Annotated in this window: 17 protein-coding genes and 1 pseudogene; 3 read left to right on the top strand and 15 right to left on the bottom strand. The window is 64.3% G+C overall.

Annotated elements, in window-relative coordinates:
- The first annotated feature begins 42 nt into the window (after positions 1–42).
- A complete protein-coding gene (locus tag EN874_RS11675; RefSeq protein ID WP_245513533.1) occupies positions 43–921 on the top strand; it encodes a LysR substrate-binding domain-containing protein in 879 nt (292 codons plus the stop codon).
- Between the two features lie 599 nt (positions 922–1,520).
- Positions 1,521–1,952, top strand: a complete 432-nt coding sequence (locus EN874_RS11670) for a hypothetical protein (protein ID WP_127424887.1) — start codon at positions 1,521–1,523, stop codon at positions 1,950–1,952.
- 586 nt (positions 1,953–2,538) lie between these two features.
- Here EN874_RS11670 and EN874_RS11660 read toward each other — a convergent pair.
- The 11 genes from EN874_RS11660 to EN874_RS11610 all read right to left on the bottom strand — a co-directional run bounded on the left by EN874_RS11660 (position 2,539) and on the right by EN874_RS11610 (position 12,166).
- Positions 2,539–2,898, bottom strand: coding sequence for a VOC family protein (locus tag EN874_RS11660; protein ID WP_127424886.1), 360 nt, complete (start codon positions 2,896–2,898; stop codon positions 2,539–2,541).
- Between the two features lie 113 nt (positions 2,899–3,011).
- Entirely contained in the window at positions 3,012–3,551 is a 540-nt protein-coding gene (locus tag EN874_RS11655; RefSeq protein ID WP_126086571.1) for an NADH-quinone oxidoreductase subunit B family protein, read from the bottom strand.
- Positions 3,552–3,563: 12 nt separating this feature from the next.
- The gene (locus tag EN874_RS11650) at positions 3,564–5,075 is read right to left on the bottom strand and encodes an NADH-quinone oxidoreductase subunit C (RefSeq protein WP_127425039.1); all 1,512 of its coding nucleotides are present in this window, start codon (positions 5,073–5,075) and stop codon (positions 3,564–3,566) included.
- A gap of 21 nt (positions 5,076–5,096) precedes the next feature.
- Positions 5,097–6,542, bottom strand: coding sequence for a hydrogenase 4 subunit F (locus tag EN874_RS11645; protein ID WP_127424885.1), 1,446 nt, complete (start codon positions 6,540–6,542; stop codon positions 5,097–5,099).
- Complete coding sequence (locus EN874_RS11640) at positions 6,539–7,201, bottom strand: hydrogenase-4 component E (protein ID WP_127424884.1); 663 nt, start codon at positions 7,199–7,201, stop codon at positions 6,539–6,541. Before EN874_RS11640 ends, EN874_RS11645 begins: the two co-directional genes overlap by 4 nt.
- The gene (locus EN874_RS11635) at positions 7,201–8,157 is read right to left on the bottom strand and encodes an NADH-quinone oxidoreductase subunit H (protein WP_127424883.1); all 957 of its coding nucleotides are present in this window, start codon (positions 8,155–8,157) and stop codon (positions 7,201–7,203) included. Before EN874_RS11635 ends, EN874_RS11640 begins: the two co-directional genes overlap by 1 nt.
- Positions 8,148–10,163: a hydrogenase 4 subunit B gene (gene hyfB, locus EN874_RS11630; RefSeq protein WP_168247451.1), complete on the bottom strand. Its 2,016-nt coding sequence runs from the start codon at positions 10,161–10,163 to the stop codon at positions 8,148–8,150. The genes EN874_RS11635 and hyfB overlap by 10 nt, the downstream gene beginning before the upstream one ends.
- Entirely contained in the window at positions 10,163–10,468 is a 306-nt protein-coding gene (locus EN874_RS11625; RefSeq protein WP_168247432.1) for a helix-turn-helix transcriptional regulator, read from the bottom strand. Before EN874_RS11625 ends, hyfB begins: the two co-directional genes overlap by 1 nt.
- Before the next feature lie 147 nt (positions 10,469–10,615).
- Entirely contained in the window at positions 10,616–10,843 is a 228-nt protein-coding gene (locus EN874_RS11620) for a hypothetical protein (RefSeq protein WP_189394112.1), read from the bottom strand.
- A gap of 68 nt (positions 10,844–10,911) precedes the next feature.
- Positions 10,912–11,799: a sigma-70 family RNA polymerase sigma factor gene (locus tag EN874_RS11615; RefSeq protein ID WP_127424881.1), complete on the bottom strand. Its 888-nt coding sequence runs from the start codon at positions 11,797–11,799 to the stop codon at positions 10,912–10,914.
- 46 nt (positions 11,800–11,845) lie between these two features.
- On the bottom strand, positions 11,846–12,166 hold the full coding sequence (locus EN874_RS11610; RefSeq protein ID WP_189394113.1) for a hypothetical protein: 321 nt from the start codon (positions 12,164–12,166) through the stop codon (positions 11,846–11,848).
- A gap of 146 nt (positions 12,167–12,312) precedes the next feature.
- Between EN874_RS11610 and EN874_RS11605 the strand changes: the two genes are divergently transcribed.
- The gene (locus tag EN874_RS11605) at positions 12,313–12,678 is read left to right on the top strand and encodes a VOC family protein (protein ID WP_127424880.1); all 366 of its coding nucleotides are present in this window, start codon (positions 12,313–12,315) and stop codon (positions 12,676–12,678) included.
- A gap of 199 nt (positions 12,679–12,877) precedes the next feature.
- On the opposite strand, the gene EN874_RS11600 is transcribed toward EN874_RS11605, so the two are convergent.
- The 4 genes and pseudogenes from EN874_RS11600 to EN874_RS11580 form a co-directional block, all read right to left on the bottom strand.
- Positions 12,878–14,071 (bottom strand): caspase domain-containing protein, encoded by a 1,194-nt coding sequence (locus EN874_RS11600; RefSeq protein ID WP_127424879.1) that lies wholly within the window; start codon positions 14,069–14,071, stop codon positions 12,878–12,880.
- A gap of 96 nt (positions 14,072–14,167) precedes the next feature.
- Positions 14,168–14,487, bottom strand: a pseudogene (locus EN874_RS11595) (FAD-binding dehydrogenase); the annotation flags it as partial.
- Between the two features lie 29 nt (positions 14,488–14,516).
- On the bottom strand, positions 14,517–15,182 hold the full coding sequence (locus EN874_RS11590; protein ID WP_245516040.1) for a 4'-phosphopantetheinyl transferase superfamily protein: 666 nt from the start codon (positions 15,180–15,182) through the stop codon (positions 14,517–14,519).
- Between the two features lie 119 nt (positions 15,183–15,301).
- Positions 15,302–19,315: a Pls/PosA family non-ribosomal peptide synthetase gene (locus EN874_RS11580; protein WP_245513534.1), complete on the bottom strand. Its 4,014-nt coding sequence runs from the start codon at positions 19,313–19,315 to the stop codon at positions 15,302–15,304.
- Between the last annotated feature and the right edge of the window lie 219 nt (positions 19,316–19,534).

The following is a 19,534-nucleotide window of genomic DNA, read 5'->3' as shown; positions in this document are numbered from 1 at the left end:
ATCTACGCTGCCGGCATGGGAAATCGCCCGCCGCTCCGCGCCTTGCATGCCTTCGAGGCCGCCGCCCGGCACGGCAGCTTCAAGGCCGCGGCGGCGGAGCTCGGCGTGACGCCGACGGCGATCAGCCACCAGGTGCGGCTGCTGGAAGAGATATGCGGTTTGAAGCTGTTCCAGCGCCGTCCGCGGCCGCTCGTGCTGACGAGCGCGGGAGCGCGGCTGTTTCCCGTCCTGCGCAACGGCTTTGACCTTCTTGCCGGCTCCCTTGCCGCCATCGCCGAGCCGGATTTTCAGGCGCCCTTGCGGGTGACGAGCCCGAACGCCTTCGCGAGCCGATGGCTGGTGCCCCGGCTGCCGAAATGGCGCGAGGCCAACCCGGCCGTGCCGCTGGAGATCATCGGAACGGACGCGCTGCTCGATCTGCGCGCTGGCGCCGCGGATGTCGCGATCCGCTACACGCGTCGCCCGCCTTTGGGGTTTGCCGGGCAGGAGCTGTGCCGCGATTCCTTCTTTCCCATCTGCAGTCCGCGACTGTTGGCAAGCGACGGGCGGGCGATTGAACGTGCCGCCGATCTGTTGCGCTATCCGCTGATCCATTTCGACTGGATGAACCGGGATCCGGACGCTCCCACCTGGCGCCGATGGCTGGCGACGGCCCGTTCGATCGATCCGGAGCTGATCCCGGACAAAGCCTGGGATCTGAGCTTCCGCGAGGAACTGCACGCGATCGACGCGGTTGTCGCCGGGCAGGGCATTGCGATCCTGAGTGACGTCGTGGTCGGCCGCGAGCTGGAAAACGGCTCGCTCGTCAAGGCGCATCCATTGTCCCTGCCCGGCTACAGCTTCTACGTCGTCTGGATGCACCACAATCCGCGATACGCGGTCATGGAGTCGTTCCTGGCGTGGATGAGGACCGTCCTATGAGGCTGTCGAACCGGGCGGCGCATGAGCGCAGAAGCCCCCGCCCATGTTTGTGCCTCTATCGAAATCTAGCCCTCCGAATTGATGAAATGAGATCATCGACGCGACTGGCGGAAGTGATCGGTGACTCTTGTCTAACGGATCGAGCGTCGAGCCGATTGTCGTAAATCCGTCTGAGCAAGTCGCGGGCAGCCTTGGCGCGCTCCCATGTGCGGCCAACCAGCTTGCGTCCCCCCAAGGTTGCTGGCTCATCGGCTACATCATCCCAGACGGTCCAGGTTCCAGACGGCTCAGGATGACAGCGGAATCTGGGCTGGCGGTCTTCCATGGCCCCAAAACGGCCAATACCCCATTGAGTTCGGCTTAAAATACGAACGTGGTTAACCGCGGCGCGTCTGTTTTAAGCGCTTTGCTTGCGTGGCCTCAACCCGGGCCCTGACGGCCCACATGATCCGCCGCGAGCGGGGGCGCGATGCCGGCCGAAAATTCGGGGGTACATCCTACGCAACGGACGTCGATTGCACGCGTTCTATCTGTTGGGAGGAACCGTGGCCGATTTAATGGCCAGCCTCATGTGCTGACAAAAGTCGGAGGCGAATAGGATGTCTAAATTCAAAGAAGCCCTTGAACGCGGCAAGGAAGCTCACCGTCAGCAAGAGAAGCGCAATGACAAGGCGGATGCTCAAATAGCGGACTTCGGTGCTCAAGCCAGGGCCTGGTTAGACGATATCGTCGTCGCATCGCTGGAAGCGGCCAGGGCCGAGGTGGCGGGCGAGGTGGCCATATACATAGACACCACGTCACGCCGCGAAATCAAAGCGTTAACACCCTCCCTCCGGTTCCAGATCTACAGAGAAGGATTGGAAAAGAAGGCCAGAAAGACGTTCACAATCAGGGTTCAACTGAGTGGGGAGGCGTCGGTTTCTTCGCCCGGGATGGTGGCGGAGGATGTGGGAAACATAGGGGATAGGTCTGCCGAGAGGTTTCGCAATTTGGTTGTCAAGCTGATCGAGGACGCTGCTAAGGGCGCTTAGAGCGTTTCAGCGATTCATAGAATCGCCGAACCGCTCTAAAGTATTTGTTTTTACGCAATTCCGAACGGAAAACCGTTACACACTTTTCCTGGAATTGCTCTAGTAGATAGGCAAAGCATATTCGCGTCCTGTCTGGGCAAGAAGCCCCATGCCGGTCCGAAGTGCCATGGGCGTACGCCTGTAATCGTCATTTTCGCCGACGGCATCAAGCAGGATTTCATCGCCTGCCACTGGGGCAGGCAGGTGCGGCTGTCGCCGCGTCCAAGGTGCTGCGGCCCCTCATCGATCAGTGAACTGCCGCATGGCGTACGGATCCTGAGTGACGTCGTGGTCGGCCGCGAGCTGGGAAACGGTTCGCTCGTCAAGGCGCATCCATTGTCCTGCCAGGCCTACAGCTTCTACGTCGTCTGCATGCACCACAATCCGCGATCAGCGGTGATGAAGACGTTCCTGGCGTGGATGAGGACCGTCCTATGAGGCTGTCGGACCTGGCCGCGCCGGGTTCGACCCTTGAATGAGCCGGACACGGGGAGCGATCCTTCTATGCTGCTGTCGCGCCCTCGCAGGAACCGGCGGCTTGCTTGTCCTATTTGAATTCAAACAGCTCAATCAGGTTACCCGATGGATCTTTCAGCAGCCTGGCCCGACCGGCTCCCGCTTCGCTGGTTGCTCCCTTGAATTCGGCCCCGTCGGTGTTCAACCGGCTGATGAGACTGTCCAAATCCTTCGTAACAATCATGAATCGGTTCCATCCCCCGGGCTCCGGATCGCCGCCGGCAGTTCCCCCGCTACCCGCTCCTGGAGCGCTCAGGTAGAGCGTCAGGTCATCACGGACGAGCGCTGCGAACTTGCCGGGATTGTGCATGTTCACCGAGAACTCGAGTTTGTCGCGGTAGAATTCCACCGCACTATCGACGTTCTTCACAATGTATCGAATGGAGGCCATGCGCGCGCGCTCCGTCTTCGCCGGACAGGTCATGTGTCAAACGCACGGACCTGCGTGGCGTTCCAACGAGCGCGGTTCGCCGTTTCCATCAAACGGTGAAACGCTCTATGGGTTCAGCCCCTGGAAGCGCCGGCCCTCCCGTTCGCCCCCTCCAGCAGCGCGATCAGCCCCTTGAGGATCTCGATCGGCGGCGGCGGGCAGCCCGGGATGTGCAGGTCGACGGGCACCACCTCCGACACGCCGCCGACGACCGCATAGCTGCCGGCGAAACAGCCGCCGTCCTTGGCGCAACCGCCGAGCGCGACCACCCATTTCGGGTTGGGCGTCGCGTCCCAGGTCCGCTTCAGCGCCTCGCGCATGTTCTTGGTGACCGGCCCGGTGACCATCAGCACGTCGGCGTGGCGCGGCGAGGCCACGAAGCGGAGGCCGAAGCGCTCGATGTCGTAGAAGGCGTTGCTCAACGCGTGCATCTCGAGCTCGCAGCCGTTGCAGGAGCCGGCGTCGACCGCGCGGATCGAGAGGCTCCGGCCGAGCCTCCTGCGGGCAGCGCCATCGAGCACGCGCGCCAGCTCGTCGGCCGCCGCGTCGCTCGACCGCGGCGGGCGCTCGGTCAGGGGTGGGCGGATCAGGCTTTCGAAGAGGAGCTTGCGCATGACGGCAGGCCTTCAAAGATCATGGCCGGAATAGGAGCAGTTGAAGGATTTGTTGCAGAGCGGGAAGTCGGCGACGATGTTGCCTTCGATCGCCGCTTCCAGGAGCGGCCACTGGAACCAAGACGGGTCGCGCAGGTGGCAGCGCTCGACCAAGCCGTCCGCGCCGATGCGCAGCCAGGCCAGGATGTCGCCGCGAAAACCTTCGACCAGCGCCATGCCTTCTCGCGGTCCATCGGCGAGAGCAATGTCCACGCGGATTGGGCCGGCGGGCAGCCGCCCGAGAATCTGGTCGACGAGCGACAGGCTCTGCTCGACCTCCCGCACGCGGATCCAGACGCGCGCGTTGACATCGCCCTCCTGGAGGACCGGCACATCGAAGGTGAGCTCGTCATAGGGCGCGTAGGCAAGGTCGCGCCGCGCGTCGAAATGTCGGCCGGAGGCGCGGCCGACATAGCCGCCGGCGGCATATTGCCGGGCAAGCTCGACTTGGAGCCGGCCGGTCGCCACCGTCCGGTCCTGCAGCGAGGCCGTGTTGTCGTAGAGCTCGACCAGATGCGGAAAGCGCTGCCTGATTTCCGTGACCAGCGATCGAATGGCGTTCACCCCGGCGTCGTCCAGATCGCTTGCCGCACCGCCGGGCACGATGCGGTCGCGCATCAGGCGATGGCCGAAGGCCGCATCGGCGGCGCGCAGCACGCGCTCGCGCAGCACGCCGCAATGCGCGTGCATGATCGCAAAGGCGGCGTCGTTGCAGATGGCGCCGATATCGCCGAGGTGATTGGCCAGACGCTCCAGCTCGGCCATCAGCGCCCGCAGCCAGACCGCGCGTAATGGCACCGCAACCTCAAGCGCCGCTTCCACCGCGCGGGCAAAGGCAAGCGAATAGGCGACCGTGCTGTCGCCCGACGTCCTGCCCGCGAGTTTCGCTGCACGATCGATGGGCGCGCCTGCCATCAGGCCTTCGATGCCCTTGTGCACATAGCCCAGCCGCTCCTCCAGCCGCACCACCGTCTCGCCGCCTGCCGTGAAGCGGAAATGTCCCGGCTCGATGATGCCGGCATGCACCGGCCCGACTGGGATCTGGTGGAGGCTTTCGCCCTCCGCCGACAGGAACCGGTAGGAGGACGCGGCCGCCGGCCTGCCGGGCCGCGCCGCCAGCGGATGGCTGACGCCCCATTGGCCATGGTCGAGCCAGCGGCGGGTGTCGGGGAGGCCTTGCGGCGCCAGTCCGAAGAGATCGGCCGCGGCGCGTTCCACCCGCAGGGCCGGCGGATGGTGCTGGCCGACCGACGGATAGCGGCCGCCGCGGCATTCCAGGCTTACCACGCCGACGTTTAGCGCCTCGTCGAGAAGCGCCATGTGCACCCTGTCCGGCTCTCCCCAAAGGCCGAGCAGGCTCCAGCGGCCAGCGGCCAGCTGCTCGACGGCGAGACTCCAGGCCTTAGGCGTCACCAGCGCCCGCGGCCAGGGGGCGTGATGCTCGATCCGGCGGCCGGCTTCGACGAGATCCGCGAGTGCGGGGATGCTTTTCCTGCTCATCAAGCCTCACCCCAGGATACCGGCGACATGCTGGAACCACGCGACCAGCGGCGCCGGCAGGTAGACGCCGGCCGCGAACACCAGAGCGAGGTGCGAGTACATCGGCACGTAGGAGGCCCCGACCGGCGCCGTGCCGCCGCGCGGCTCGCCAAAGGCGAGTCCGGTCAGCCGCAGCAGAAGCGCGCCGAAGGCAATCAGCAGCCCGAACACCAGCGGGATCGCCAGCCACGGATGCCGGGCGAAGGTCGAGCTGACGACCAGGAATTCGCTCATGAAGATGCCGAGCGGCGGCAGGCCGGCGATGGCCGCGACGCCGATGACCAGCGCCCAGCCGAGCCCGGGATGGCTTTCGGTCAGCCCCCTGATCTCGGAGATCTTCTGCGTGCCCTTGACCTGCGCGATATGGCCGACCGCGAAGAAGATCGCCGACTTGGTCAGGCTGTGCATGACCATGTGCAGCAGGCCGGCGAAGTTGGCGAGCGGCCCGCCCATGCCGAAGGCGAAGACGATGATGCCCATGTGCTCGATCGAGGAATAGGCGAACAGGCGTTTGATGTCGCGGCGCCGGTAGAGCATGAAGGCCGCGAAGATCAGCGAGGTCAGCCCCATCGTGACCATCAGCGGTCCCGGGCCGATCGCCTCCGGGCTGGCGGCGAGCAGCAGCTTGAAGCGCAGCACGGCGTAGAGCGCGACGTTGAGCAGAAGGCCCGACAGCACCGCCGAGATCGGCGTCGGGCCCTCGGCATGCGCGTCGGGCAGCCAGGCATGCAGCGGCGCGAGCCCCACCTTGGTTCCGTAGCCGAGCAGCAGGAAGATGAAGGCGACGCTGAGCAGGGCCGGGTCGAAATACGCCGCCTTCTCGATCAGCACCGACCAGACCATGGCGTTGGTGCCCTCGCCGACCACCGGCTGGGCCGCCATGTAGACGAGGATGGTGCCGAACAAGGCGAGCGCGATGCCGACGCTTCCCAGGATGAAATATTTCCAGGCCGCCTCCAGCGCCTCATGCGTGCGGTAGATGCCGACCATCAGCACGGTGGTCAGCGTGGCTAGCTCCACCGCCACCCACATCAACCCGATATTGTTCGACACGAAGGCCAGGTTCATGCCGAACATCATGATCTGGTACATCGCGTGATAGAATCTGAGGTTCGGCGCCGTCAGCCGGCCGGTATCCAGCTCATGCGCGATATAGGAGGCGCTGAACACGCTGGTGGTGAAGCCAACGAATGTGTTGAGCACGATGAAGACGATGTTGAGGTCGTCGACGATGAGATATTGCCCCGGCGCCGGCCGCTCGGCGACGAATAGCGACAGCGCGGCGAGCAAGGTGAGCAGGCTGGCGATGACGTTCACGATCGCCGTCATCTTGTAGTTCGGCAGTGCCGCCAGAATGGCCGCGGCGCCCGCGGGAATGAGAAGTATCGCGGCCACGGCATCGAAGGAGATCACCGGCGCTCTCCCCGGTAGTCGTCGAGCGCGCCGACATCGACCGAATCGAACCGCTCCCGGATGCGGAACAGGAAGACGCCGATGACGATGAAGGCGATCAGGATCGAGAAGGCGACGCTGATCTCGACCACCAGCGGCATGCCCTTGGCGCCGGTTGCGGCCAGCACCAGGCCGTTTTCCAGCGACATGAAGCCGACGACCTGGCTGACGGCGTTGCGCCGAGTGACCATCACCAGCAGCCCGAGCAGGATGATCGACAGCGCGAAGGCGAGATCCTCGCGGGCGAGCGGATCGGCCTCGGGCGTCACGCGAAGCATCAGCACCATGGAGAGCGTCACCAGCCCGATGCCCGCGAGCATGGTCGGACCGATGCCGACGGCGGTCTCGATGTCCCGGTGGATGCCGAGCCGCTGGATGATGCGATGCAGCCCGACCGGGATGACGACCGCCTTGAAGACCAGCGCGATCGCGGCGGTGATGTAGAGGTGATGCGCGTCCTGGATATAGGCCTGCCAGGCCACCGACAGCGCGAGCACGACCGCATGCAGCGCAAAGACGTTGATCAGCGCGAACAGCCGGTCCTGATAGAGCATCATGAAGGAGACCAGCACCAGGCTGCCGGCGAGCAGATGGGCGATGTCGAAGGTGAGACCGTTCATCACAGGCTCCGCGACACGAACAGCAGGAGCGTGCCGAGCAGCGCCAGCATCAGCGCAGCACCGAGGAAGTCCGGCACGCGGAAGACGCGCATCTTGGCGATCGCCGTCTCGAACACGGCAAGCAGGATGGCAAGCACCCCGAGCTTGACCAGATAGGCGGCTGCTCCAACAGCCAGCGCTTTCGGCCCCGCCCCGGCATGCGCCAGCCCCCACGGCAGGAAGACGCAGGAGATCAGCGACACATAGAGCAGCAGCTTGAGGAAGGTGGCGAGCTCGATCATCGCCAGATGGCGGCCGGAATATTCCAGGATCATCGCCTCATGCACCATGGTGAGTTCCAGATGCGTGGCGGGATTGTCGACTGGAATGCGCGCGTTCTCGGCGATCGCCACCATCACCAGGGCGATCAGCGACATGCCGAGCGACACGCGCAGCCCGACCTCGGGCGAGCCCATGAAGGCGGCGACCGTCGAAAGCTGCGTGGCGCCGGCCACCAGCGCCAGGCTGAACACGATGAGCAGCATCGCCGGTTCGGCGAGCGAGGCGATCATCACCTCGCGGCTGACGCCGATGCCGCCGAAGCTGGTGCCGACATCCATGCCGGCCAGCGCCTGGAAGAAGCGCGCGCTGCCGAGCAGCGCCACGATGACGATGAGATCGGCGGTCCAGCTGAACTGGAGGCCGGCGGCGAAGGTCGGCACCAGCGCCGCGGCAACCCAGGTGGCGGCAAAGATCAGGTAGGGCGTCACCCGGAACAGCCAGGATGCGTTATCCGCGAGCACGACCTCCTTCCGCATCAGCCGGCTGAGATCACGATAGGGCTGGATCAGCGAAGGTCCCTGCCGTCTGACCAGCCTCGCCTTGACCTTGCGCACGAAGCCAATCAGCAGCGGCGCCAGCGAAAGCACCAAAAACATCTGCGCGCCCTGCCCGGCCAGCTCGAAAATCACGGCCATAGCGCGAGCACCAGAAGCAGGATGACGAGGTAGAGGAAGACCAGCGTCAGGTAGCGGCGGATGGTCAGAAACTGCAGGTGGTTCAGCCGCTCGGTGGCGTAGTCGATCGCGCCGGTGATCGGCTGGTAGAACGTCTCCCAGGCCACATCGTGCATGTCCAGCTTGAGGCGCGCGGGTTCCAGGGCGCCGGGTGCCGGCATTTCCACCGTTTCCCGGGCGCGGAACGCGAAGCCGCCGAACACCCGGCGAATGGGCTGCGCGAAGCTGACGGCCGTGTATTGCGCGGCGGGCACCGCGTCGGCGAAGCCGCATCCCCAAGCCGGGCCGCGGCGCAGCGCGTGCGAGGCGAAGCGGTGGATGAAGAAGGCCGCGAGCGAGGCCGCCATGGTGATGAAGACAAACACCAGCAGGCCGTTATAGGAGCTGCGGCTCTCGGCGATCGGCACGATCGACAACCATGGCTGCGCCGTCTGCACCGGCATGCTCTCGCCGATGAGCGAAAGCGTCACCGGCGAGAGCCAGTCGATGACGAAGCCCGGCAGAATGCCGCCGAGCAGGCAGAGGACGGCAAGCACGGCCATCGCCGCGAGCGACCAGCGGTCGACCTCATGCGCCTGTTCCACCGCTGCCGATCGCGCCCGGCCGAGGAAGGTGATGCCGAATGCCTTGACGAAGCAGGCCGCGGCAAGCGCCGCCGCCAGCGCCAGCATGCCGCCCACGGCCGGCACGATGACCTTCAGGCCCCATTGCGGCAGGTCGGGACTTTGCAAGATGGCCTGGAAGACCAGCCATTCGGAGGCGAAGCCGTTGAACGGCGGCAGCGCCGAGATCGAGACGCAGCCGACGAGGAAGACGAAGCTGGTCACCGGCAGGCGATGGATGAGGCCGCCAAGCCTCTCCATGTCGCGCTCGCCGGTCGCCGTCAGCACCGCGCCGGCGCCGAAAAACAGCAGGCTCTTGAAGAAGGAATGGTTCAGCACATGGAACAGCGCCGCGGTGAAGGCCAGCGCCGCGGCCGACGGCATGGCGTTCGCCTTGAAGGCAAGCGCCAGGCCGAGGCTTGCGAAGACGACGCCGATATTCTCGATGGTCGAGTAGGCCAGCAGCCGCTTGAGGTCCTTCTCCATCAGCGCGTGGAGGATGCCAAGGACCGCCGTCACCCCCCCGATGAAGAGAACTGCGACGCCAGACCACCATGCCGGCGCGCCAAGCAGGTCGAACACCACGCGGATGAAGCCGTAGATGGCGACTTTCGTCATGATGCCGCTCATCAGCGCCGAGACGTGGCTGGGTGCTGCCGGATGGGCAAGAGGCAGCCAGGCGTGCAGCGGCACGATGCCGGCCTTGGAGCCGGCGCCGAGCAGCATGAGGGCGAGCACCGCGCCGGCAGCGAGCGGGCCGGGTTGCGCCGCCCGCATAGAGTCGAACGCATAGGTTCCCGCCGGTCCCGCCAGCAGGCCGAAGGCAAGCAGCAGCGCCAGCGTGCCGAAGCTTGCCATCACCAGATAGATGTAGCCGGCCCGCCTGTTCGCCTCGTCGCGGTGATGCGCCATGACCAGCGCCCAGGAAGCGAGCGACATGAATTCCCAGGACAAAAGGAAGCTGAAGGCGTCGTTGGCGAGCACCACAAGGTTCATGCCGGCGAGGAAGGCCGGATAGAACGGCAGCACGCGATGCCGCCGGGATTCGTGCCGGCCGTAGCCGAGGGCATAGAGGCTGGTGATGGCGCCGCCCAGGTTGACGACGACGAGAAAGAACGCCGACAGGCCGTCGAGACGGAACCGGGCGCCGGTCCATGGCAGCCCGATCGGCAGAGTGATGGCCGACACCTCGCCGGGACTGCCCGCGAGATGGCCCGCGACGGTTACGAGCAAGGCGACCGAAATGACAAGTGCCGAGCCATAGACCAGACGCGTCGCCGAGGCGCGCCGGCTGACCACTGCGGCCAGCACGGCCGTTCCCAGAAGCGCAGCGGGACCGCACAACAGAAGGGCCACGGTCGAAATCACGGCAGGCTCCCGCCGAGCTCGGCATCGTCGGCGCCGGGCGCCCTGGCCGGGCCGAAACCGGCCTTCAGCCGCACGCCGCGTCCGCCACCCTGGCTGACCGCGCCCTCGCCGATCAATTCGATGCCTGCTACCTCGAGCGCGGCGATCAGCTTCATCAGCGAATCGACATTGCCCCGGATGATCGCGCCGCTGGCTTCCATGCGCTGGATGGTCGGCACCGACAGGCCGGACAATTCGGCAAGCCGTCGCTGATCGATGCCGAGCAGCGATCTGGCGGCGCGCAATTGCGGTGCGGTTATCACCGATGACCCCTCGTGGTCAGTTCTCAGATATGAGGTCTCGGTGCTGTAGCCTACATTAAAATGTTTTATCGTCAAGCATTGATGTTTCAAACATCGATATTGATGTTGACGTCGGCGGCCCCAGGGACGCGCCACGGAATGTCAGCCCTAACTCCGCGAGCCCGGCGCCTCCGGCCCCAGATAGACGGCCAGACAGCAGCAACAGACGGCCAATCCGATGATCGGGTATTTCAGGGCGACGACAGCGGCCAACCCGAAGAGGCACAGCGTTACGAACGCACGAATACGCATCACCTTGCGTACGCTCAGCGGAACCCTGTCCGCCGACAACGGTTCGATCAGCTCGCGAATGAAGAAGATGTAGGTTAGATTCACCAGGAAAAAGACGCCGGCAAGACATGGCCGGAGCTGTCTGGCCGAACCTGTTTGGATACTGGTCCTGGCTATTCAGCGACGAAGCGGATATCCGCATCCGCAATACAATAAGCTGCGTAGCGGAAATCTCGGATGCGGACGACCTCGTCGTCGCGCCAGTCGATCAGTATGAAGCCGCGCACCGCGTTGCCCGCCTGCGGGTTGCGGATCAGGATCGCCGGCAGGCGATCGACGAAGCCGAGCGAGAGCGCCCAGTCGCTGACGCGGTCGTAATTGCCGAAATAGGTCGAGGCCTCTTTCTTGCCTTGCAGGCGGGTGCGGTTGACGACGTCGACCCGGATGTCCTCGGCGATCAGCGCCCTGACGGCGTCGAAGTCGCGCGCATTGAAGAGGTCGATGTAGTGGCGCAGCCGGCGCTCGTCTTGCGGATCGAGCTTTGGTACCCTCATGTCGTCCGGCGCTGCCGCCAGCGCCTTCAACTCGGCGCGGCCGCGATGCAGCGCCGCCTTGGTGGCGGCTAACGTGCCGCCCGTCACCTCGCAGGTCTCGAACAGGGTGAGGCCGAGCACATCGACCAGGATCACCGCGCTGCGCTGCGCCAGCGTAAGCTGCATGAAGCTGCGCAGGCTCGTCGCGGTCGCCAGCCTTGCCTCCGCGCTGGCGGAGAGGTCCTCTATTCCAGTCATGTCGGCCTCGGTCATGCGCGAGCGCTCCCGCTGGCGGCGGCGCAGATGATCCTGCGCCGCGTTGTGGGCGATGCGGAACAGCCATTGCTCGGGGCGCTCGACCGTGGTGCCGCCGTCATGCGCGGCAAGCGCCTTCACCACCGCCTCCTGCACGATGTCCTCGCCCTCGATCGTCGAGCCGGCCATGCGGGCCGCATAGCGGTGCAGTTTCGGCCGCAGGCCGACGAGCATGGCCTCAAGCGCCGCGCGGTCGAATTTCGCTGTGCTCATCCTTTTCACTCTCGCATTGCCGGCTCGTTCGGCCATGCAGTGCCGATCAGGCCGGCACCGCCTCGTCGGCACTCGCCAGCATATGATAATTGCCGATGATCTTCGCCGGCGACCTGGCCAGCGGCGTCGAGCGCCTCGAGGCGTGATCGGCTCCGAAGGCCTTGAAGGCAGCAAGCTCGGTAAGCGCCGAACTGTCTTTGTCGTAGCCGACGAGATGGACGAATTCACCATTCTCCAATTCGAGCACGAGATAGCGCACGGATTGCGGCTTGGCTTCGTCCAGCGCCTCGAACACCTTTGCCACCAGCGCCCGGTTCTCGGCGATGCTGGCGTCCTTCACGCCGTAGCGGATGAGGTTGTAGTTCATTTGTCGTCTCCTGTTTGACGTGTCTGCGTCAGCAAGACGTTTCGTGCCGCCGAAAAGATTCTCATCGGCTCGCGAATCTTTTTGCTCGGGGCAAACGTCTTTCGCGCGTAGAGGCCGCGCCCGCGGCCGCGATAAGGAGAGACATCATGCATATCCAGTTCGCCGAACTGCCCGTATCCGACCAGGACCGCGCCAAGGCGTTCTATACCGACAATCTTGCGTGCCAGGTCATTGCCGACCAGTCGATGGGCGATGGCGGCTGGCGCTGGGTCGAGCTGGCCTTCCCGCACGCGGTCACCAACCTGCATTTCATCAGGCGCGCCGATGCAGCGCCGAGCGCCGAGCCGGTACTCGTCCTGGTCGACGATGATGTCGAGGCAACGGTCGCATCGCTCAAGGCCAAAGGCGTCGAGATCGTCACCGAGCCGCAGGAAGCACCGTGGCAGCCGGGCCGCACCGTGGCCGAGTTCCGCGACAGCGAAGGCAACCGCATGGTGCTTGCCAGCCGATAGTTGGGCGGCATACCGTCACATGGTGTCGTCGAATCGCGGGTCAACCACGCCCGCCGCGACGCGCCTTAGAGCAATTCCAGGAAAAAGTGTGAGCGGTTTTCCGTCCGGAATTGCGTAAAAACAGGAGATAGGGCGTTTCGCCGTTTCCGTGAAACGGTGAAACGCATTAAGTCGCCGCGCGAGGCAGTCATCGGCGTTGTTAACCCCCTAGCTGTTGCAGCTTACGACAGGCGCGCCTTGCACCCTCACGGCATCTTTGGCGGCATCTCTCCTTGTTGCCATCTCTGCATCGCCCAATGGACTCCGGTTTAGCCGGTGCCGTTTCCGCCGAACGATTGGCAGAGGGTTCATTGATAGGCAACGAGGGTAGCGGCGTGCGACTGACTTTCTTCGGCAGGATCTTTCTGCGTGGCGGCGCGGGTACTTTGAACTTGGCAATTCGGCCCTTTGCAATTTCGACGAATGCACCATTCGGAAATGCCGCTAGATAAGCACGATACATGGAGACATCGGATGTATCCTTGATCGATTTCCAAAATTCGAGCTCCGTCGCCGTGTTAATGTCTGGCTGATAGGGTTCGGCCGGAGACTGACTAGACGCGGCATCTGGGTTGAATGAGAACCCCGGCTCCACCAGGGATGAGTTGCTCCAGGGGACCTGCCTCCCAGCAGTCGCGTTCATGACGTCCAACCGGACGCGGCGCATAAGGATTTCGATGTCGATCGAAGGAGTTTTTATGCGCTTCACGAGAGAGTCTGCAAACGGGCTATGATCGACAGCCCCATCGAGGGCGACGTTGCCAGGCTGTGTTGCAAAGCCGATAAAGACTCCCCTGCCGGCGTCCAAGGCTCCCAGCCCCTTTCCTATGGCGAGGCCGCGACTTTGAGCCTGTCCACTCAATTGCTTAACGAAAGGATTGTCGCGACAGGCATCGAGAAGGACGATCGCGGTATTTTCCTCGGCCGTCATGGCGGCGATAATGTCTTGCAGGCGCTCAGCCTCCAGAGCCAAGTCGGCCGGACGTTGAAGGGCGGCATCAACAGGCAATAAGTAGTTTTCGCCGTTCGCCTGGAGCCCGTGTCCTGCGTAGTAAAAAAGGGAGACGTCACCCGGCTGCAAGTTTCGCCTGAATTTTCCGATGAGTTGCCTCAACGTTGATGCGTCAGCGTCCAATCCGAGGGTGACCTCAAAACCTGTCTCTCGCAAAACCTGAGCGATCGCATTGGCATCATTCACCCCGTTTGGGAGCGGTGGCGCATAACGGTAGGCGGAGTTGCCTATCACAAGTGCATATCTGTGGCTGCGTTGACCTGTTTGGGCTTCAGAGACAGCCGGTATCGACAAGCCGGCCAGAAAAAGAAGGCACGCGCACAACAAGCAAATCTTGGACATTGCGACGTTCCCGAGTAATGGAGAATATTAGCATCCGTTAAAGCGCGTGGGTACCCTCCGCATGAGGCGGTCTTGCTTGGATATTGAGGCGCACCGCTTGGCCGTGCGGATCAGCTTGTCGCCGAGATAGGTACGCGCGCCACGCAGCGCCGTCACCTGCATGTCCTTCGAGAACGGATCGTCGAGCTGCGTGTCGCGGGCGCGGATCTCGCGTTCGATCTGCGCCGCATCGAGCAACGGCTCGCCGGCCAGCGCGTTCATGCGGGCCACAAGCTTTGGCTGCTCGGCCTCGACGATGAAATCCTCGCCCTTTTCTATGAACGCTCTCACCGGGCCGGGAATGCCCGACGTGGCTTGGCCCAGCACTTGCCGCCAGCTTTTCCCGTGAGGTCCGGGTCCTGCTCGGAGCCCGACAGGCGACGCGCCCAAGCGGAAACCCTCAGCGCTACCGCGCCGGATAAGCCAGCGCCAGGATTCTTGGGGAGATGGCGAAACGCACCGTCAGCCGCAGGCCGGATGACGTCACAGCTTCGCCCGTTTCGAAATCGATGGCGATGTCCTCGAAGCCCAGCACGCGGCCGTCGAGCGGAAACGACGCCTTGTAGACCGCTTCCTTGACGGCAAACAGAATGCGGCCGCCCATGCCCGGGTCGAGATCGCCAAGGCGGTCTTGCGGCGCGGCCACTATGGGCAGTAGGTCGGCAGGCAATGGCAGGGCGGGCTCGACGTCGACGCCGACGCTTCTCATCGCATCCGTCCGCGCGGCGACCGCCACGGCCATCTCGTCGTCATGCGCGATTGAACCGACGGTACCCGGCGGCCAAATCGGATTTCCCAAGCCGCCACGCGTCACCGCGATGTCGACGGATCCCAAACGTCCCAGCAATTCATGCGCGATCCGGCGGCCCGCTCCGCTGGCTGCGCGGGCTTTGTGCCCGCGTGTGGCGATTGAAGCGCGTTCCGCCGGCAGGAGATATCGTTCATCCTCCATCTGGATGCGGCGGCAGCCGGTCAGCACGCCGGGTGGCGCAAGGCTGACCAGCGCCCGATCCACGGCGATGGCAGGCGGTGTGCTGTCCGAACGGGCGTGCACGCTATCGGCCCAATTCAAGCACGGCGATCATCTCGTCGTCCAATCCCTGCTCCACGAAACCGAAGCCGGCATAAAGGCGACGAGCTGCCGCATTGTCCGGCTCGTGGCAGATCGATCGCCCAAGCCGGCCTGTCTCGTCACGGGGCGTGTCCGGTTTCCGTCGCGCGGGGATCGATCGGCGTCACGACGCCATAGAGCTTCGCCGGGTTGCCCCGCCAGACCGTGTTCGGCTCCAGCACCTCGCCCTTCATCACGAAGCAGTCGACATCCGCCACGGATCCCTTGCCCATCACCACCGCGTAGTGGACGAAGGCGGCCGGCGCCAGGGTGCAGCCATCGCCGATGCGGATGTAGTCGGACTTGAATGCGCCCTCCTCCAGCGAGTGCGCCTGGATGACGCAGCCCTCGTTGAGCGTCACGTCGTCGCCGATCTCGACCAGCGACCGCTCAGTTATGACGCTGCCCCCGTCATAGAGGCGCCGCCCGACCTTCACGCCGATCAGGCGCAGGATGATCGGCCGAAACGGGGTGCCGGTGAACAGGCCCATGATCGGCGAATCCGACAATTTCCAATGGCGTTCGTGCCGCCAGAAGACAGGATCGTAGATCGTGGCCATTCGCGGCTTCAGCCGGCGGAAACCGAGGCTGACGCGTTCGAGGAAGATGTAGAACGGAATTGCGATGGCCGACGTCAGCACCACCGCCACGAACAGGGCGGTCTGAGCCCACTCGGTGTAGTAGTTCAGCGCCCGATCCCAGATCGCGAGCGTCAGGAACAGGATCAGCCACTGCGCGGCCACGAACAGCACCGCGGTCACCAGATTGTGGAGGTTCTTCAGCGGCAGGCGGCGATGGCGCTCCTTGTCGGAGATCAATCCGAGAAGCTCCTTGTCGCGATTGACCATCCGCGGGATCTCGAAGGGCGGCGAGCCCAGCAGCCCGACATTTTCCCGGAGGGGGCCGTCCACCGGGATGTGGACTTTCGTGCCGAGCAGGACATTGTCGCCGGTGCGGGAATCCGGTGAATAGATGATGTTGTTGCCGAAGAAGTTGCGCTCGCCGACCCGCGTGTGCTCGAGGCGGAAGGAGTTGGCCGACTTCTGCATGTTGACCATGAACAGGCCGTCGGACACCATCGTGTGCGAGCCGATCTCGCTCAGCTGCGGGTTCTCGTGCCGCTGGTTGGTGCCGAAGTTCGAGCCGGTCTGATCCACCTTGTTCAGCCGCCAGCCGATGGCGCGCAGATAGTAGACGATGGCCGAGCTGTCGCCGAACAGGACGTTCAGCAATCGCACGTTGCTGACCAGTTCCAGCATCGATTGCAGCCAGTAGTGAAAGCCGTAGAGCGAATAGTTTCGGCCGGGCTTCAGCATGAGGTTGAACAGCCGCGGCACGATCGCCGCCAACAGCACGCCGCCGATGATGAAGCCCGCCACCGTGACCGTGGTGCCGATCGCCACGATGCCGATGGTCTCCTGATAATCGTCGCCGACATTTTCCCAGTAGGTGTGGAACAGGAGCGGGAACGGCGTGACGACCGCGAAGAGGATGAAGAGCTGGATCGCCTCGTAGATGAACCGGCGCACCCTCGACAGCGGCACGTTGGGGACCGTACAATAGTTCGCCTCGGTCGGGATCGCCGGCGATCCGTGCCAACGCTCGCCGGCCGGAATGACCTGTCCGCGATGCAGCGAGGAGGCGTGGCCGAGCTGCGCGCCGTCGCCCATGCGCGTGTCGATGTCCAGGGTCGAGCCGACGCCGATGAAAGCGTCGTTGCCGATGTCGACGGCGCCGGTACGGATGTAGCCGGCCTGGGCGCGGAAGCCGAGGATCATCGAATCCTTGCGCAGGATCGAGTTGTCGCCGATCGTGATCAGGTCGGTGCAGACCGGAACCGAGCGGCATTCGATGACCGTGCGATTGCCGAGCCGGGCGCCGAGCAGGCGCAGATAGAGGCTGTAGAGCGGGCTGCCGCGGAACAGGACGACCGGCGCCGAGCGGACCAGTGTCTTGACGATCCAGAAACGATAGTACCGCCAGCCCCAGATCGGGAACGTCTCGGCCTTCCAGCGGCCGACCAGCAGCCATTTGGCGACGATGGCGAAGCCGCTGAGCCCGAAGAACACGCCGGCCGACAGAAGGACGCAGCGCAGATAGAGGAGCTGTGGGTCGTCCAGCGCGTCATAGACCCAGTTGAGGCCGTCATTGATCACCCAAAGCGCGACATAGCTGTAGAGCGCGTAGAACAGCAGCTGCCCGAACCCTGTCCCCCAATAGGCAAGGTTGGAGGCGCGATGCGTCAGCATCGGCTCGCTCGCGGCAACCGCGGCCATCTGCGGCGCGCGCAGGTGATCGGCGAGCTTCGCGACCGTCGGATGCAGGTAGATGTCGCGCATCGAGGTCGTCGACCAGTCCTTGCGGGAACGGATGCGCGCGCAGAACCGGGCCATCAAAAGCGAGTTCGCGCCGAGATCGTCGAAGAAGTGGTCCTCGATGGAAATGTCCTCGAATTTCAGCACGTCCGCCAGCGTGTCGACGAGAAACTTCTCGTCTTCGTTCCGAGGGTCGATCATCGCATGGCCGGCGGCGACGCGCGCGCTGGTCGGCTTCGGCAATTTCCGCAGGTCGACCTTGTTGGAGACCGTCATCGGGATGGCGGGCAACTGTTCCAGATAGGCTGGAACCATGTAGTCGGGCAGCCGTCGCTTCAGCTCCTGCACAAGCAGTGTGCGATCCACTCCCTCCGCACCGCTCTTGGGCGCGTAGTAGCCGACCAGCTCCGTGCGTTCGGGTTCGATCTCCCATGTCGTGACCGCCGCTTGCGCGATGTCCGGCTGACCCAGCAGCACGGCCTCGATCTCGCCCAGCTCGATGCGATAGCCGCGGATCTTCACCTGGGTGTCGATGCGGCCGTGATATTCGATCTCGCCCTTGTCGTTGATGCGGCCAAGGTCTCCCGTTCGATAGAGACGGCCGCTGGGGTTGTTCGGCAGACCGATGAAATCAGGGATGAATTTCTCGTCGGTCAGTTCCGGCCGGTTGAGATAGCCGACCGCCACACCCATCCCGCCGATGCAGATTTCGCCGAGCTCGTCGCCGCTCAGCACCTGCGGCCTTTTCGGGTCGAGAATTGCTATCGAATAGGTTGGCAGCGGCCTGCCGATCGTCACCGGCTCGTCCGGCGTCAGCAACGCCATGGTCGCGGTGACGGTCGCTTCCGTCGGGCCATAGGTGTTCAGGATCTGGCGGCCGGGCCTGGCCCAGCGGACCACGAGCTTGTGCGAGCAGGCCTCGCCGCCGACCAGGATCGCGCGCAGGCTCGGCGCGTCGCTGTCGATCGAGGAGAGCAGCGTCGGACTGCACGCCATGCACGTGATGTCATGATCGCGCAGGAAACCGGCCAGCTCCTCGCCCACGAGCGGCTGCTGGCCGGGCGCCGGCACGACGGTGGCGCCGGCGGCGAACGGCACCCAGATCTCTTCCGAGGAGAAGTCGAAGGCGATGGTCATGCCCTGGTACACCCGGTCGCCGGGTTGATAGCCGTAGGACGCCGCGGCGACACGGATGAAGTTGCAGAAGCTCTGATGGGTGATGACGACGCCCTTCGGCTTGCCCGTGGTGCCCGATGTGTAAAGGATGTAGCAGGTCTGATCCTGGCTGGTATCCGGCAAGGGCGCCGTTTCCGGCTGAAGCGCGATTTCGGAGTCCGCGGAGTCGATCGAGATATGCGGAACCGGCAGGCGCGCCACGCGCGCCGCATAGCCGGAGACGCTGATCACCATCGTGACATGGGCGTCCTCGATGATCATCACCATGCGATCTTCGGGGAACGCGGTGGCGAGCGGGACGAAAGCCGCCCCGGCCTTCATCACCGCCAGCATGGCGATATAGGTTTCGGCGGAGCGGTCCAGCAGCAGGCCGATCCTGTCGCCCGGCCTCACGCCGCGCTCGATCAACAGGTGCGCAAACTGGTTGGCGCGGTTGTTCAACTCGCGATAGGACCAGGGCCGGCCGTCGGAAATGACCGCCGGCACGGCATCGAAACGGCTCGCCAGATCGCCGAAGAAGCGGTCGAGCCGCTCATGCGGCTCGCCCTTTTGGATGAAATCGGCGCCGATGAGGATCTGGCGGCGGGCGGGCGATCCCGCCATTGCGTTGGCCTGGCGGGAGTTTTGCCGGGTGGGCTTGGTTGCTTCGGTGAGAGACATTGGGGACCCCGCGAGCTCGTGTTCGCTCGCACATGCGGTGATTGGCAAAATGACAATAAATTGGTGAGGTAGGACCAGTTGTCCCCTCGTGGCCGACCGGCTTGGCCGGGCGTCTCGGAACGGAGCTGGACCGATTTCCGCGAGCGCTATGCTGCTGCTCTG

The sequence above is a fragment of the Mesorhizobium sp. M1D.F.Ca.ET.231.01.1.1 genome (assembly GCF_003999155.2).
In the GTDB taxonomy this organism is placed as follows: domain Bacteria; phylum Pseudomonadota; class Alphaproteobacteria; order Rhizobiales; family Rhizobiaceae; genus Mesorhizobium.
This window is presented reverse-complemented; position numbering and strand designations above follow the sequence as displayed.